Annotated in this window: 13 protein-coding genes; 4 read left to right on the top strand and 9 right to left on the bottom strand. The window is 75.5% G+C overall.

What is annotated here, in order from left to right; all coding sequences use genetic code 11:
* Nucleotides 1-7: 7 nt before the first annotated feature.
* Nucleotides 8-1519 carry a DNA-3-methyladenine glycosylase 2 family protein gene (locus ACZ4K2_RS19340; RefSeq protein WP_467474978.1) on the bottom strand — a complete coding sequence of 504 codons (1512 nt, stop codon included), beginning with the start codon at nt 1517-1519 and terminating at the stop codon, nt 8-10.
* An 82-nt stretch (nt 1520-1601) separates the two neighbouring features.
* Complete coding sequence (locus tag ACZ4K2_RS19345; RefSeq protein ID WP_467475210.1) at nt 1602-2423, bottom strand: methylenetetrahydrofolate reductase; 822 nt, start codon at nt 2421-2423, stop codon at nt 1602-1604.
* A 342-nt stretch (nt 2424-2765) separates the two neighbouring features.
* On the opposite strand from ACZ4K2_RS19345, the gene ACZ4K2_RS19350 reads away from it, so the two are divergent.
* Nucleotides 2766-3473: a B3/B4 domain-containing protein gene (locus ACZ4K2_RS19350; protein WP_467474976.1), complete on the top strand. Its 708-nt coding sequence runs from the start codon at nt 2766-2768 to the stop codon at nt 3471-3473.
* Between the two features lie 112 nt (nt 3474-3585).
* The gene (locus ACZ4K2_RS19355; RefSeq protein ID WP_467474974.1) at nt 3586-5355 is read left to right on the top strand and encodes an aminotransferase-like domain-containing protein; all 1770 of its coding nucleotides are present in this window, start codon (nt 3586-3588) and stop codon (nt 5353-5355) included.
* Nucleotides 5356-5376: 21 nt separating this feature from the next.
* On the opposite strand, the gene ACZ4K2_RS19360 is transcribed toward ACZ4K2_RS19355, so the two are convergent.
* The 5 genes from ACZ4K2_RS19360 to ACZ4K2_RS19380 all read right to left on the bottom strand — a co-directional run bounded on the left by ACZ4K2_RS19360 (nt 5377) and on the right by ACZ4K2_RS19380 (nt 10956).
* Nucleotides 5377-5832 carry a DUF7144 family membrane protein gene (locus ACZ4K2_RS19360; protein WP_467474972.1) on the bottom strand — a complete coding sequence of 152 codons (456 nt, stop codon included), beginning with the start codon at nt 5830-5832 and terminating at the stop codon, nt 5377-5379.
* Between the two features lie 304 nt (nt 5833-6136).
* A complete protein-coding gene (locus ACZ4K2_RS19365; protein WP_467474970.1) occupies nt 6137-6646 on the bottom strand; it encodes an O-acetyl-ADP-ribose deacetylase in 510 nt (169 codons plus the stop codon).
* Nucleotides 6643-8061: a phytoene desaturase family protein gene (locus tag ACZ4K2_RS19370; protein WP_467474968.1), complete on the bottom strand. Its 1419-nt coding sequence runs from the start codon at nt 8059-8061 to the stop codon at nt 6643-6645. The genes ACZ4K2_RS19365 and ACZ4K2_RS19370 overlap by 4 nt, the downstream gene beginning before the upstream one ends.
* Nucleotides 8062-8149: 88 nt before the next feature.
* Nucleotides 8150-8995 carry an inositol monophosphatase family protein gene (locus tag ACZ4K2_RS19375; protein WP_467474966.1) on the bottom strand — a complete coding sequence of 282 codons (846 nt, stop codon included), beginning with the start codon at nt 8993-8995 and terminating at the stop codon, nt 8150-8152.
* Nucleotides 8996-9087: 92 nt separating this feature from the next.
* On the bottom strand, nt 9088-10956 hold the full coding sequence (locus ACZ4K2_RS19380; protein WP_467474964.1) for a gamma-glutamyltransferase family protein: 1869 nt from the start codon (nt 10954-10956) through the stop codon (nt 9088-9090).
* A 190-nt stretch (nt 10957-11146) separates the two neighbouring features.
* Here ACZ4K2_RS19380 and ACZ4K2_RS19385 point away from each other — a divergent pair, with 190 nt between their 5' ends.
* Together ACZ4K2_RS19385 and ACZ4K2_RS19390 are read left to right on the top strand one after the other, a co-directional pair.
* A complete protein-coding gene (locus ACZ4K2_RS19385) occupies nt 11147-12211 on the top strand; it encodes a lipoate--protein ligase family protein (RefSeq protein WP_467474962.1) in 1065 nt (354 codons plus the stop codon).
* A 210-nt stretch (nt 12212-12421) separates the two neighbouring features.
* Nucleotides 12422-13087, top strand: coding sequence for a hypothetical protein (locus ACZ4K2_RS19390; protein ID WP_467474960.1), 666 nt, complete (start codon nt 12422-12424; stop codon nt 13085-13087).
* Between the two features lie 144 nt (nt 13088-13231).
* Here ACZ4K2_RS19390 and ACZ4K2_RS19395 read toward each other — a convergent pair whose 3' ends face one another.
* A complete protein-coding gene (locus tag ACZ4K2_RS19395) occupies nt 13232-14251 on the bottom strand; it encodes a TIGR03842 family LLM class F420-dependent oxidoreductase (RefSeq protein WP_467474958.1) in 1020 nt (339 codons plus the stop codon).
* Between the two features lie 11 nt (nt 14252-14262).
* Complete coding sequence (gene hydA / locus ACZ4K2_RS19400) at nt 14263-15666, bottom strand: dihydropyrimidinase (protein ID WP_467474957.1); 1404 nt, start codon at nt 15664-15666, stop codon at nt 14263-14265.
* Between the last annotated feature and the right edge of the window lie 48 nt (nt 15667-15714).

A 15714-nucleotide genomic window follows, 5' to 3' on the forward strand; every position in this document is an offset into this window, starting at 1 on the left:
GGGTTCCTCATGCCGGAAGGAAGTTGACGGGGTGGCTGTCGGTCGCCCACAGGTACTGCACCGCGTAGGCCCGCCAGGGGCGCCAGCTCTCGGCGCGGGCGGTGAGCGCGGCCGGGGTGGACGGCAGGCCCAGCGTCCTGGCGGCGCGCCGGATGCCGAGGTCGGTGGGGAGGAAGGCGTCGGGGTCGCCCAGGGCGCGCATGGCGATGACGTCCACGGTCCACGGGCCGAAGCCGGGCAGCGCGAGCAGCCGCTCGCGGGCCTCCGCCCGGTCGGCGTCCACGCCGAGGTGCAGGTCGCCGTCGGCGAGCCGCTGGACGAGGGTGGTGAAGGTGGTGCGCCGGGTGCGGGGCATGGCCAGGCTCGCGGGGTCGACCGAGGCCAGCGCCTCGGGGGACGGGAAGAGGTGGGTGAGTCCGCCCTCGGGGTCGTCGAGGGGTTTGCCGTGCGCGGTGACCAGGCGGGCCGCGTGGGTGCGGGCGGCGGCCGTGGACACCTGCTGGCCCAGCACGGCCCGGACGGCGAACTCGGCCTCGTCGACGGTGCGCGGCACCCGGCGGCCGGGACCCTGGTCGACCAGCGGGGCGAGCAGCGGGTCGGCGCGCAGCCGCTCGTCGACGGCGACCGGGTCGGCGTCCAGGTCCAGCAGGCGGCGGCAGCGGCTGATGGCCACGGTCAGGTCGCGCAGGTCGCCGAGGGTGAGCCGGCAGGCGATGTGGTCGGGGCGGGGGGCGAGGGCGACGATGCCGTGTCCGTACGGCAGCCGCAGGGTGCGCCGGTAGGCGCCGGTGGTGGGGCCCTCCGGGCCGTCCGGGCGGCCGGGCAGCCACTCCTCCACGCCGGGTACGGCGGTGGCGGCGAGGTGCCCGAAGAGGTTGGACGGGTTGAGCGGGGCGCGGAACGGCAGCCGCAGCGTGAGCACGCCGGGGGTGCCGGGGCCGCTGCCGGGCACCCGGGCGCGCAGCTCGCTCGGGGACAGGGCGAAGACCTCGCGGACGGTGTCGTTGAAGGCCCGGACGGAGGCGAAGCCCGCGGCGAAGGCGATGTCCGCCATGGGCAGCGGCGTGGTCTCGATGAGCAGGCGCGCGGTCTGGGCGCGCTGGGCGCGGGCGAGCGCGAGGGGGCCGGCGCCCAGCTCGGCGAGGAGCTGCCGCTCCACCTGCCGGGTGCTGTAGCCGAGCCGGGCGGCGAGTCCGGGCACGCCCTCGCGGTCCACGACGCCGTCGGCGATCAGCCGCATGGCCCGGGCCACCAGGTCCGCGCGCCGGTTCCACTCCGGGGAGCCGGGGCTGGCGTCGGGGCGGCAGCGCTTGCAGGCCCGGAACCCGGCCTGCTGGCAGGCGGCGGCGCTCGGGTAGAACGTCATGTTCTCCGGCTTGGGCGGTACGACCGGGCAGCTCGGCCGGCAGTAGATCCGGGTGGTCAGGACGGCCGTGAAGAACCATCCGTCGAACCGTGCGTCCTTGGACCGGACGGCGCGCACGCAGTGTTCCCGGTCGGGGTGCGTCCCTGTCTGCATACGTCCAGCATCGGCCACCGGCCGCCCCCGTGGCTGGCGGGAATCCGACACGTACGTGGGTCTGGCCTGGGGCCCGGGCGGTTCAGGGCGTCCGGGGCGCCGGGGGGTGCCGCTGCCGGAACCGGGTGATCCACTCGGCGGTGGCCCGCAGCCCGCCGAACGTGTAGAAGTGCACCTTCACCGGGCCGTGCCGGGCGGGGTCGTACCCGTCGGCCAGGGCGTGCAGGAAGCGGTCCGGGCCGGCCGTGCCCACGAGGCCGGTCAGCGAGAACCCGTACTTGCGGGCGACGGAGGCGCTGGTGCCGACGCCGAACCGGGTGGCGTAGCCCAGCAGCCGGCGCACTCCGGCCGGTCCGGGGACGCCGATGCGGACGGGGAGACGCACGTCCCGGGCGCGCAGGGCCTCCAGCCAGGTGAGGACCGGGTCGGCGTCGAAGCCGAACTGGGTGATGACGTCGCCGGTGAAGGGGCCGGCCCCGATGGCGGCGGCCTTGTCCGTGAGCGCGGACCACAGCGCCTGGCCGGTGATCGCGGGGTGGCCCTCGGGGTAGCCGGTGATGCCGACGTGCCGGACGCCGTACCGGTGCAGCAGCCCGGTGCGCAGCACGGAGAGGGCGTCCTCGTAGGGGCCCTCGGGACGGGCGGGGTCGCCGCCGACGACGAACACGTTCTCGGCGGTGCCGTCGGCCGCCAGCCCGCCGAGGAACTCCTCCAGGGCCGGCCGGGAGGGCAGCCGGCGCGCGGAGAGGTGCGGTACGGGGACGAAGCCGAGCCGCTTCACCGCGCGGGCGGCCGTCCGGCGGGTGGCGGTGTCCTCGCCGGCGAGGAAGGTGATGTTGACGCGCGTGCCGGGCGGGATGCCGGGTGCCGCCTCCTCCAGCCGGGCCACGTCCTTGCCGGTCATCTCCAGGGAGAAGTCGTCCAGCAGCGAGGCGCCCCGCCCGGGGCCCCCGGCGCCGTCCGGGCGCGGGGCGGTCCCCTCGGGCGACTCGGTGAGAGCGGGGTTCATCGTGCTCCTCGTACGGCGGTGGTCCTGACCCGGGCCGATGATGCCACGCGGGCCGCGGCGGCCGCGGTCCAGGGGGCGTGGCCCGGGGTGGTGGACCGGTCGGCGGTTATGGACCGGTCGGTGCGAGCGCCTTTGGCTCTGTCCGGCGGGCCAAGGGCGGGGCAGTCTGGCCTTTCCGATCACCGAGGAGGTCCCGTTGAGCGTCCCGTCGAACCCAGGCGTGCGAGTGGTGGTGGCGTGAGCGTGCGATTCCGGCATGCGGACCCGGTCCGGGCCGCCCATCCCGAGCTGTCGGCCGGTGTGCTGTACGCCGCCGGTGTCGACGCCGCCGCGGACACCGGGCCGCGCGCCGCCGCGTACACCGCGCGGGCGCTGGCCCGGCTGGAGCGGGCGACCGAGGGCGAGTTCCCCGAGGTGCTGGCCTGGCGGCGGGCCTTCGCCCGGATGGGGGTGAAGCCGACGCAGTACCGGTCCGCCGCGGAGTCGCTGCTGCGCCGGCTGCGGAAGGAGGGGGCGCTGCCGGCCATCCATCCGCTGGTGGACCTGTGCAACGCGGTGTCCGTGGCGTACGCCGTGCCGGTGGCGGTCCTCGACGCCGACCGGATCGCCGGGCCGCTGCTGGAGGTCCGCCCCGCCCGCGGCGACGAGACGTACACGGCGTTCGGCGGTGGCGTCGAGCATCCCGCCCCCGGTGAGGTGACCTTCGTCGACTCCGCGGGCCGGGCGCACGCCCGCCGCTGGACCCACCGCCAGAGCGGCTTCTCGGCGGTCGGCGCGCACACCGGCCGGGTGCTGGTGGTGGCGGAGGCGATGCACGAGGGCGGCGCGGACGTCGTGCCCGAGGTCCTCAAGGCGATCGAGGAGGAGGTGACCGCGCACTGGCGGACCGTACCGGCGGCGGCCGTCCTCACCCGCGACGAACCCGGGTTCACGTTCGGGGAGTGAGGGGGCTGAGGGGGCTGAAGGGGGGCGGCGCGGGCACGGGGACGCCGGGACGCCGGGCACGGGAGGGGCGCGCCAGGGGTGGGGGCGGCGGGGCGCGTGACAGCATGGGCGGATGGCTGCGGAGGGGACGGCAAAGGCGGTGGGTGAGGCCGAGGGAGCGGGGCGTGGCTCCGACTTCCTCCAGCTCGCGGTGGCGGAGGTGCCCGCCGTCGGCAAGGCGGAGTGGCTGGCCGGACGGCTGCGGCAGGCGATAGCCGACGGCCGGCTGGTGGTGGGCAGCAGGCTGCCGCCCACCCGGGTGCTCGCCGCGGAGCTGTACGTGTCGCGGGGCGTGGTGACCGAGGCGTACCGGCGGCTCGCCGAGGACGGCCAGGTGACGGGCCGCCGGCGCGGCGGCACGGTGGTGGTCGCGGCCCCGTTCACCGCCTCCGCGCGCGACCGCGGCCGTACCGGGCGGGCCGCACCCGGCACGACGGGGCCGGCGGGCGGCCCGCCGAGGGGCACCGGCGACGGTGCCGGGCTCGCACGCGACGGCGTGCGCGCCGCCGGTGCCGGTGGCGCTGGCGGTGGCGGTGGCTTCGGTACCGGTGGCTCTGTTGCCGGTGGCGGGGGCACCGGTGCCGGTGGCGGCGGCTCCTCCGCCCGTGCCGTCGGCGCGGGTGCCCACGGCAGGGATGGCCGCGCCCCCGGCGCCGGCGGCGCGCGGGCGGCCGGCGGACCCGGTGGCCCCGGTACGGGCGCCCCGGCGCTGTTCACCGGGGCCCCGAGCGTCGAGGTCTTCGACGCCCTGCGGGCCGCCCCGGCCGCCGTCGACTTCACGCCCGGCCGTCCCGACCTCAGCACCTTCCCGCGCGCCGCCTGGCTGCGCGCCGAGCGGGCCGTGCTCGCCGGGCTGGCGGCCGAGCAGCTCGGCTACGGCGACCCGCGCGGCGCGCCCCGGCTGCGGCGGGCCGTCGCCGACTGGCTCGCGCGGGTGCGCGGGGTACGGGTGGTGCCGGACGACGTGCTGATCGTCGCGGGCACCGCGCAGGCGCTGACGCTGCTGCACCCGGTGCTGCGGGCGGACGGCGTCGACGCGGTCGCGGTGGAGGACCCCGGTTCGCTCGGGGCCCGGCAGCACCTGGCCAACGGGGACCTGGCCACCCCGCCCGTGCCGGTCGACGAGGAGGGCGTACGGGTCGACGCGCTGCGGGCGACCGGGGCGCGGGCGGTCCTGCTCACGCCCGCCCACCAGTTCCCCACGGGTGTCGTGACCAGCGGCGCACGCCGGCGCGAGCTGCTGGCGTGGGCGCACGAGGGCGGGCTGATCCTGGAGGACGACTACGACGCCGAGCACCGCTACGACCGCCCTCCGGTCCCCGCGCTGCGCGCCCTGCTGGCCGACCGGGTCTGCTACCTGGGCAGCGTGTCCAAGCTGCTCGCGCCCGCGCTGCGGATCGGCTGGCTGGTGGCACCGGCCCGGTACCGCGCCCCGCTGGTCGACGCCAAGCGCTTCAACGACCTGGGGAACGCCGTGCTGCCGCAGCTCGTCCTCGCCCGGCTCATGGAGTCCGGCGAGCTGGAACGGCACCTGCGGATGCTGCGCGGGCGCCACCGCGGGCGGCGGGACGCGATGATCGCGGCCCTCGCCGAACACCTCCCGGGCGCCCGCGTGCACGGCGCGGCGGCGGGCCTGCACCTGACGGTGACGTACGCCTCGGACGTGCCCGACACCGTGTTCGCGGCGGCCGCGCTCGCCCGGGGCGTCAAGTGCCAGCCGCTGTCCTGGCACCGGCAGTCGCCGGGGCGGCCGGGGCTGGTCCTCGGGTACGCCGCCACCCCGCCCGGTGTCGTCGCCGACGGGGTGGCGCGGCTCGGCAGGACGCTGCGCGCGCTGGGCTGACCGGAGCCGGTGCCGGCGGCCTCAGGCCGCCGCCGCTTCCTGCCGGCTCGCCAGGGCCCAGATCACGAAGACGTCGATCGCGATCAGGACCAGCGACCAGACGGGCGAGTACGGCAGGAACAGGAACTGGGTGATCAGGCTCAGCGCGACGAAGAACAGACCGGCGAAGCGCGCCCACGTCATGTCCATGAGCAGGCCGACACCGGTCAGCAGGACCAGCGCGCCGAGGATGATGTGGATCGTGCCCCAGCCGGTGAGGCTGAACTCGTAGAGGTACGCGCCGATGCGGAAGTACACGTCGTTCTTGGCGACCGCGGCGATGCCCTGGAGGAGGGCGAGGACGCCGCTGCACACCATCAGGACTCCGGCGAACGTGACACCGCCGGTCACCCAGCCGCTGCTCCGGGCCGCGGACTGGTGCGGCCGCCCCGGGCCGCCCGGGGAAGCCGGTCCGGTGGGCTGTGCTGCCTGGCTCATGACTGTCTCCTCCCTGCCTCCCCCGTGTGGGGCACGCGCGTCCTTGCGGCGCGTACCGCTGTGTCGAGGGTCGGCCCTACGGCGTCCGGGCGCACCGCGAAAGACTCCGTTCGGGTGAATTCGGCGCACCGGTTCGACGGCCACCGGGTCGTCGGCCGGATCCCTTGGCGGCCCTTGGCGAGGCGGGCGGAGCGCTCGGCGGGACGGGCGGGGTGTCCGGCGGGACGGGCGGGGTGTCCGGACCGCGGGAGCGCTCGGCGGGACGGGCGGACCGCTCGGTCCGCGGGAGTGCGCGGTGGGCGGCTCAGTCCAGCCGCGCGGCGAACGCCTCGTACGCCCGGTCGTCGAAGAGGACGAAGCGCACCTCTTCGACCGCCGTCGGCGTGTCCCGGACCGCCTCCACCGCGATCCGGGCCGCGTCCTCCATCGGCCAGCGGTAGACGCCGGTGGAGACGGCCGGGAACGCGACGGTGCGGGCGCCGAGTTCACCGGCGAGGCGGAGGGACTCGCGGTAACAGGAGGCGAGCAGGTCCGAGCGGTCCTCGCTCCCGCTGTACACGGGGCCGACGGTGTGGATCACCCAGCGGGCGTCCAGCTCGCCCGCCGTGGTCGCGACGGCCTGCCCGGTGGGGAGGCCCTTGCCGTACCGGGAGGCGCGCAGGGCGCGGCACTCCTCCAGGATGGCGGGGCCGCCGCGGCGGTGGATCGCGCCGTCCACGCCCCCGCCGCCGAGCAGGGAGGAGTTGGCGGCGTTCACGATGGCGTCGGCGTGCTGCCGGGTGATGTCGCCCCGGACGAGGGTGATGGTGGTCATGTCTGCCTCAGTCTCCGCCAGACGGCCTTGGCCGCGTTGTGCCCCGACATGCCGTGGACGCCGGGCCCGGGCGGGGTGGCCGAGGAGCAGATGAAGACCGCCGGGTGCGGGGTGTGGTACGGGAACAGGGAGAGCCGGGGGCGCAGCAGGAGCTGGAGGCCGGAGGCCGCGCCGCAGGCGATGTCACCGCCGACGTAGTTGGCGTTGCGGGCGGCCATCTCGGCGGGTCCGGCGGTGGCCCGGGCGAGGACACGGTCGCGGAAGCCGGGGGCGAAGCGCTCCAGCTGGCGTTCTATGGCCTCGGTGAGGTCGCCGGACCAGTTGTTCGGCACGTGGCCGTAGGCCCAGAAGACGTGCTTGCCCTCGGGGGCGCGGCCGGGGTCGGCCACGCTGGGCTGCACGGTGATCATGAACGGCTTGTCGGGGGCGCGGTCCGTGCGGGACGCGGTGTGCAGGGCGGCGCCGATCTCGGCCTTGCTCGCACCGATCTGGACGGTGCCGGCGACGCGGGCCTCGGGCGCGGTCCAGGGCACCGGGCCGTCCAGCGCGTAGTCGATCTTGAAGACGCTGGGGCCGTAGCGGTAGTGCGCGTAGTAGTCGCCGAAGCCGGCGATGCGGGCGAGCGCGGCGGGCGAGGTGTCGAAGACGTAGGCGCGCGCGGGCGGCAGGTCGTCCAGGCGCTTGACCTCGTAGTCGGTGTGGATCTCGCCGCCGAGGTCCCGCAGCAGCGCGGCCAGCGCGTCGGAGATGGCCTGGGAGCCGCCGCGGGGCACGGGCCAGCCGCGGGCGTGGGCGGACAGGGCGAAGACGAGTCCGATGGCGCTCGTGGCCAGGCCGCCCAGGGGCGCCATCACATGGGCGACCAGGCCGGCGAGGAGCGCCTTGACCCGTTCGTCGCGGAAGCGGCGCATCAGCCACGTGGACGGCGGCAGGCCCGCCAGGCCGAACCGGGCGAGGGTGACGGGGTCGCGCGGGAGCGCCGTCAGCGGCAGGGACATGAAGTCCCGCACCAGGGTGTCCCAGTGGGCGAGCAGCGGCTCGACGAGTCTGCGGTAGGGGCCCGCGTCGCGCGGTCCGAAGGAGGCCGCGGTCTCGGCCACCGAGCGGGACAGCACGGCCGCGCCGCCGTCCGGGAAGGGGTGGGCCATGGGCAGCGGGGCGTGCAGCCATTCGAGGCCGTACCGGTCGAGCGGCAGGGCGCGGAACGCCGGGGAGTTGATGCCGAGGGGGTGGGCGGCCGAGCACGGGTCGTGCCGGAAACCGGGGAGGGTCAGCTCCTCGGTGCGGGCCCCCCCGCCCACGGTGGACTTCGCCTCGAACAGGGCCACGGAGAAGCCGCGGCGGGCCAGCTCCACCGCGGCGGTCAGTCCGTTCGGTCCCGCACCCACCACGACCGCATCGAGCATCGACGGCACCTTCGGTCCCCTTTGTCAGCCGACGGCCATTCGGGATCAGGATATGCCGGGGGACCGCCACTCCCCCGGCCCGGGTGACCCCGGAGGTTCAGGAGCCGGTGCCCAGCAGCCCGGCCACCCGGCGGGCGGTGGCCGCGTCCCGGGCGGCCGTGAAGGGCAGGGCGTTGCCCCCGGTGACGCGGAACGGCTCGCCGGTCAGGGTGAGGTGCGTGCCGCCCGCCTCCTCGACCAGCAGCAGGCCGGCGGCGTGGTCCCAGGCGGCCTCCCAGGAGAACGCCACGGCGTCCAACTCGCCCCGGGCGACGGCCAGGTACTCCAGGCCGGCGGAGCCGCACGGGCGCGGGGCGAGGCCGTCCGTCCACAGGGCGCGCAGCGCGCGCTTCTGGGCGTCCGTGGTGAAGTCCGGGTGGGAGGTGGCGACGGCGAGGTCCCGGCCGGGCTCGGGCGGGCCCGCGAACAGCCGCTCGCCGTCGAGGAAGGCGCCCCGGCCGCGGACGGCGGTGGCGAACTGGTCGCGGGCCGGGGCGTAGGTCCAGGAGGCGATGACGTCACCCCGGTGGGCGAGGGCCACCAGGGTGCAGAAGCCGTCGTCGCCGTGGACGAACTGGCGGGTGCCGTCGACCGGGTCGACGATCCAGACCGGCGTGTCGCCCTGCAGCGCCTCGTACACCGCGGGGTTGGCGTGCACCGCTTCCTCACCGACCACCAGGGAGCCGGGCAGCAGGGCGCCGAGGTCCTCGGTGAGCCGCAGCTCGGCGAGGCGGTCGGCGTCGGTCACCAGGTCGTGCGGGCCGCTCTTCTGGTCCACCTCGTCCGCGGCGAGGCGGCGGAAGCGGGGCAGGATCTCGGCCGCGGCGGCCTTGCGGACCGCTTCCTCCACGTCGGCCGAGCAGCGGGCGAGAAACTCGTCGATGGTTTCCGTCTCTTCGTTCATGCCTCCCATGAGAGCACGTCCCACTGACATCCCCCGCCCCGCGGGTGTACCCGGGGTGGATTCCCGATGAAGAACGGGGGCCGGCGCGGGGGTCAGCGGCCGACGGCGTACCCCTGCATCCCGCGCGGGTTGGCCGCCGCCGACAGGACGCCGGTCTCCGGGTCCCGGGCCACCGCGCACAGCCGGCCCTCGGACCAGGCCGGGCCGACGGTGACGTGGTGGCCGCGCCGCCGCAGTTCCGCGACCACGGCCGGGTCCGTGCGGGACTCCACGGTCACGCTGCCGGGGCGCCGGCCGCGCGGGTGGAAGGAACTGGGGAAACCGTCGTTGTGCCAGTTGGGCGCGTCGACGGCGCCCTGGAGGTCGAGGCCGCCGCGCACGGGGGCGCGCAGGGCGGCGGCCAGGAAGAAGTGGAACTGCCACTGGTCCTGCTGGTCACCGCCGGGCGTGCCGAACGCCAGGACCGGCACCCCGTCGCGCAGCGCGAGGGACGGGGTGAGCGTGGTGCGGGGACGGCGGCCGGGGGTCAGGGAGTTCGGCAGGCCCTCCTCCAGCCAGGCCATCTGCAGGCGCGTGCCGAGCGGGAAGCCGAGTTCCGGCACGACGGGGTTGGACTGGAGCCAGCCGCCGCTGGGCGTGGCCGCGACCATGTTGCCCCAGCGGTCGGCGACGTCCAGGTGGCAGGTGTCGCCGCGGGTGGTGCCGTCGGCGGCGACCGGTCCGTCCCCGGCCGCCTGCGCCTCGCCGGTCACGTCCGCGAGGGGCGGCAGGCCGGGCAGCGGCGCGACGGTCGGCTCGCCGGCGCCCATCGGGTCGAAGCCGGGCCGCGCGCCGGCCGGCACCACGCGCGCGAGCGCCTGTGCGGGCAGCCGCGGGGCGCGCCCGCCGGGACTGCCGGGGCGCAGGTCCCAGGAGGCCGTGTCCCCGATCAGGGCGCGCCGCGCGGTGTTGTAGTCGTCCGACAGCAGGTCCGCGAGGGGCACCTCGGCCGCGTCCCCGTACCAGGCCTCGCGGTCGGCCATGGCGAGTTTGCAGCCCTCGATCAGCAGGTGGAGGTAGTCGGCGGAGCCGTGTGCGGGCAGCTCGGGCGGGAGCAGGGCGAGCTGCTGGAGGAAGGCGGGGCCCTGGCTCCAGGGGCCGGCCTTGCAGACGGTCCAGCCGTTCCAGTCGTGGGTGACCGGCGCCTCGTAGGCCGCCGACCAGCCGGCCAGGTCGGCCGCGGTGAGCGTGCCGGTGTGCCGCCGCCCGGTGGTGTCCATGGTGGGCCGCCCGGACTGGCGCACCAGGGCCTCGGCGATGAAGCCGGTGCGCCACACCTCGCGCGCGGCGTCGATCCGCGCCTCCCGGCCGCCCGCGCCGGCGGTTTCGGCCAGCAGCCGCCGCCAGGTGGCGGCGAGCGCGGGGTTGCGCAGCAGCGTGCCGGGGCGGGGCGCGCGGCCGTGCGGCAGGTACACCTCGGCCGACGAGGTCCACTCGGTCTCGAACAGCCGCCGTACGCTCTCGACGGTCGCGCCGACGTTCTCCACGGGCGGGTGCCCGTGCTCGGCGTACCCGATGGCGTACTTCAGCACGTCGTCCAGGGCCCTGGTGCCGTGGTCGCGCAGCAGGAGCAGCCAGGCGTCGAAGGCGCCGGGCACGGCGGCGGCGAGCGGCCCGGTGCCCGGTACGAGGTCCAGTCCGAGCCCGCGGTAGTGGGCGGCCGAGGCGCCCGCGGGGGCCACGCCCTGCCCGCACAGCACGCGCACGGCGCCGCCCGCGGGGGCGAGCAGGATCGGCACCTCGCCGGCCGGGCCGTTGAGGTGCGGCTCCACGACGTGCAGCACGAACGCGCCGGCCACGGCGGCGTCGAAGGCGTTGCCCCCGTCCTCCAGCACCGCCATCGCGGACTGGGAGGCCAGCCAGTGGGTGGACGACACCATGCCGAAGGTGCCCTGGAGGGTGGGCCGGGTGGTGAACCGCATCTCTCACCTCACGGTCGACGGGAGGACCGGTCAGGATCGTACGGTCGCGCACCGGCGCCGGGGGGCCGTTCTCCGCAGGCGGGCACACGACGTACGCGCCGGGGGGGCGTCCGGCCCGGTGCGGGGCGCCCGGGAACATCCCGGGCGGGGCGTACGTTGATCGAGTCCGGCAGGAACGGAGGCTCAGGCAGTGCACGGTGAGTACAAGGTGCCCGGCGGCAAGCTCGTCGTCGTGGATGTGGACGTCGAGGACGGCGTGCTGCGGCGGGTGCGCGTGGCGGGTGACTTCTTCCTGGAGCCGGACGAGGCGCTGGAGGCGGTGGACGGCGCGCTGGAGGGCGCGCCCGCGGACACCGACGCGGCGGGGCTGGCCGCGCGGATCGACGCGGCGCTCCCCGCCGGGACGGTGATGTACGGCCTGACCTCGGAAGGCGTCGGCATCGCGGTGCGCCGGGCGCTGGCGCGCGCCACGGACTGGACCGACTACGACTGGCAGCTGATCCACGAGGCGCCGCAGCCGCCCGCCCTGCACATGGCGCTGGACGAGGTGCTGACCGCCGAGGTGGCCGCGGAGCGGCGGCCGCCGACGCTGCGGGTGTGGGAGTGGGCCGCCCCGGCGGTGATCATCGGCAGCTTCCAGTCGCTGCGCAACGAGGTGGACCCCGGCGGCGCCGCCCGGCACGGCATCGAGGTGGTGCGGCGGATCTCCGGCGGCGGCGCGATGTTCGTGGAGCCCGGCAACACGATCACCTACTCCCTGTCGGTGCCCGAGTCCCTCGTGCAGGGCCTGTCCTTCCAGGACAGCTACGCCTACCTGGACGACTGGGTGCTGGGCGCGCTCGGCGACATGGGCATCCGGGCCTGGTACCAGCCGCTGAACGACATCGCCACGGACCAGGGGAAGATCGCGGGCGCGGCGCAGAAGCGGATCGTCGGGCCCGGCGGCGGCCCGGGTGCCGTGCTGCACCACGTGACCATGTCGTACGACATCGACGCCGACAAGATGGTCGAGGTGCTGCGCATCGGGCGGGAGAAGCTGTCGGACAAGGGCACGAAGAGCGCGAAGAAGCGGGTCGACCCGCTGCGGCGGCAGACCGGGCTGGCCCGTGAGGCCGTCATCGACCGGATGATCGACTCCTTCCGCGCACGCTACGGCCTGGCTCAGGGCACGGTCACCGACACCGAGATGGCCCGCGCGACGGAACTGGCCCGCACCAAGTTCGCGTCACCGGAATGGACGTCGAGGGTCCCGTAGCCCGGGTGGGGCGGTGGGGGCGGGGCGGGTGCCGCGGCGCCGGCGGACGATCCGGCGACGTACGGGGCGAATGGGGCATCCCGTGAGGGGGTGTGTCACCGGGTGGGGACGCTGCGAGTTTCCTCTTCCGCGCCACCGGCAGCCGTGTGACACTGTCGTCCCCGTCCACATCGTGGACCCTCCCCACCCCTCCCCCACGAGAAGTGCGCCGTGCGTTCCCTTCCCTTGCCGCTCGCGCTCACCGCGCGTCTGTCGCCGGTCGCGGTACTCGCCTGCGCCGGCTGGGCGCTGACGTCCGGGCCGGCGGCCCCGTCCGCGGCGGCCGGGCACCGGGCGTCCCAGAGCACCCCCGCGGAGTCCCCCGCCGCGAGCCCGTCCGGCGGCGCGGCGGCGCCCGCGTACGCCACCGCGCCCGCCCCCTGTTCCGCCGTGCCCGCCGCCGTCCTCAAGTCCCTGGTGCCCGGGGCGAAGACGGCCGGCAAGGAGATCCCGTCGACGGACACCACGCGGCGCCGCACCTGCTCCTGGAACGCGCTCAAGGGCTACGACTACCGCTGGCTGGACGTGTCGTTCGAGCTGACCGGGTCGGAGCAGGAGGCGACCGGCGAGTACCGGCAGCGGGTCGGGGAGAAGAGCGGCGGCGGGGCCGTGCCGGGGCTCGGGGACGGCGCCTACTCGGTCGTGCACCTCGTCACGGAGGACGGGCAGCAGACCCGCGAGGGCGTGGTGCTGGCCCGGGTCGCCAACGCCCTCGTCGTCGTCACCTACAGCGGCAGCGACTTCGAGACCAGGAAGGCCCCCGGCACGGACGAGATCAACAAGGGCGCCATCAAGGCGGCGAAGTCCGCGGTGGCGGCGCTGGGCGGCCGGGGCTGAAGCCGAGGCGGCGACCGCCCGCCGGTTCCGGCCGCCGGAGTACCGGCAGGGCGCGGACCGGGGCATGCCGCGCGGGCACCGGCCCCCTCCCCGGAGGCGGCGGGAAGGGGAGACCAGGGGGTGTGCGGGGGGCGCGGGCGGGGCTCAGGCGGTGAGGGCGGGGATGACCCGGCTGCCGTAGGCGTCGATGGTGGCCTCCTGCGCGTCGTGCATGTCGTACACCGCGAACTGGTCGACGCCCAGGGCGCGGAGCGCCTCCAGCTTCTCGACGTGCCGTTCGGCCGGGCCGATGACGCAGAACCGGTCGACGATCTCGTCGGGCACGAACCGGGTGTCGGGGTTGCCGCTGCGTCCGTGGTGGGCGTAGTCGTACTCCTGCCGGGCCTCGATGTAGCCGGTGAGTTCGGCGGGGACCTGGGAGGAGTGCTCGCCGTACCTGGCGACCAGGTCGGCGACGTGGTTGCCGACCATGCCGCCGAACCAGCGGCACTGCTCGCGGGCGTGGGCGAGGGCCTCGGGCGAGTCGTCCTCGGTGACGTACGCCGGGGCGGCGACGCAGACCGTCACCTCGGACGGGTCGCGGCCGGCCGCCGCCGCCGCGTCCCTGACGGTGCGCACCATGGACTCGGTCAGGTACGGGTCGGCTAGCTGGAGGATGAACCCGTCGGCCTCCTCGCCGGCCATCCTGAGCGCCTTGGGGCCGTACGCGGCCATCCAGACGGGGACCTCGGCGCCCTCCGCGATCCACGGGAAGCGGATCTTCGTGCCGCCGAGGTCGGCCTCCTCGCCCCGGCCGAGGGCGCGGATCACCTTCATGGCCTCGCTGATGCGGGCGAGGGTGTTCGGTCTGCGTCCCGCCACCCGCATCGCGGAGTCGCCGCGGCCGATGCCGCAGACGGTGCGGTTGCCGAACATGTCGTTGAGGGTGGCGAAGGTGGAGGCGGTCACCTCCCAGGTGCGGGTGCCCGGGTTGGTCACCATCGGGCCGACCTTCAGCCGCTCGGTGTTGGCCAGGATCTGGCTGTGGATGACGAAGGGCTCCTGCCAGAGCACGGCGGAGTCGAAGGTCCAGCCGTAGCGGAAGCCGTTGCGCTCGGCGCGTTGCATCAGGGCGACGACGCGGGAGGCGGGCGGATCGGTCTGCAGGACGAGGCCGAAGTCCATGGACGCCACTCCTAGTTCAGGAACTGACAGGTGGAGCGCGGGATGAAGACGCCGTGCCCGGCGCGGCCGGTGTACTCCCGCCGGTCGACGACGAGTTCGCCGCGCGAGAGGACCGTCTCGACGCGGCCGGTGACGCGCCTGCCCTCGTACGCCGAGTAGTCGACGTTCATGTGGTGGGTCGCGGCGGACAGCACCTGCTCGGCGTGCGGGTCGTAGACGACGATGTCCGCGTCGGCGCCCGGGGTGATGGTGCCCTTCTTCGGGTACAGGCCGAACATCCGGGCCGGGGTGGCGCAGGCGATCTCGATCCAGCGGCGGCGCGAGATGTGCCCGTCGAGGACCGCCTGGTGGAGCAGGTCCATGCGGTTCTCCACGCCCGGCAGCCCGTTGGGGATCTTCGAGAAGTCGCCGCGGCCGAGTTCCTTCTGGCCCGTGAAGCAGAAGGGGCAGTGGTCGGTGGAGACGACCTGGAGGTCGTCGGTCCGCAGCGCCCGCCACAACCGCTCCTGGTGGGTGCGGGGCCGCAGCGGGGTGCTGCACACGTACTTGGCGCCCTCGAAGCCCGGTTCGGCGAGGTTGTCGGTGGACAGGAAGAGGTACTGCGGGCAGGTCTCGCCGAAGACGTCCAGTCCCTCGTCGCGGGCGCGGGTCAGCTCGGCCACCGCCTCCGCGGCCGAGACGTGCACCACGTACAGCGGGGCTCCGGCGACCTGCGCGAGCCGGATGGCGCGGTGCGTGGCCTCGGCCTCCAGCAGGGCCTTGCGGACCTCGCCGTGGAAGCGCGGGTCGGTCTCGCCGCGGGCGAGCGCCTGCTCGACCAGCACGTCGATGGCGATGCCGTTCTCGGCGTGCATCATGATGAGCCCGCCGTTGCCGGCGGCGCGCTGCATGGCGCGCAGGATCTGGCCGTCGTCGGAGTAGAGCACCCCGGGGTAGGCCATGAACTGCTTGAACGAGGTCACGCCCTCCTCGACCAGGAGGTCCATCTCCTTGAGCGTGTCGGGGTTCACATCGGAGACGATCATGTGGAAGGCGTAGTCGACGGCGCAGTTGCCCTCGGCCTTGGCGTGCCAGGCGTCCAGGCCCTCGCGCAGGGTGCGGCCGGCCGTCTGGACGGCGAAGTCGACGATCGTGGTGGTGCCGCCCCAGGCCGCCGCGCGGGTGCCGGTCTCGAAGGTGTCGGCGGCGGTGGTGCCGCCGAAGGGCATCTCCATGTGGGTGTGGCCGTCGACGCCGCCGGGGATGACGTACTTCCCGGTGGCGTCGAGGACCCGGTCCGCGGTGAACGCCCCGGCGGCGGGAGTGCCGGAGGCGGCGAGGGCGGCGACGCGGCCGTCCTCGACCAGGACGTCGGCGTGGATCTCGTCGGACGCGGTGATCACGAGTCCACCGCGGATGACGGTTCGGCTGCTCATGGTCCCTCTCCTTGCGGGATGGCCAGGGTGGACGGTGCGGTCGGGGCG

This window comes from Streptomyces sp. NPDC025833, from assembly GCF_055558055.1.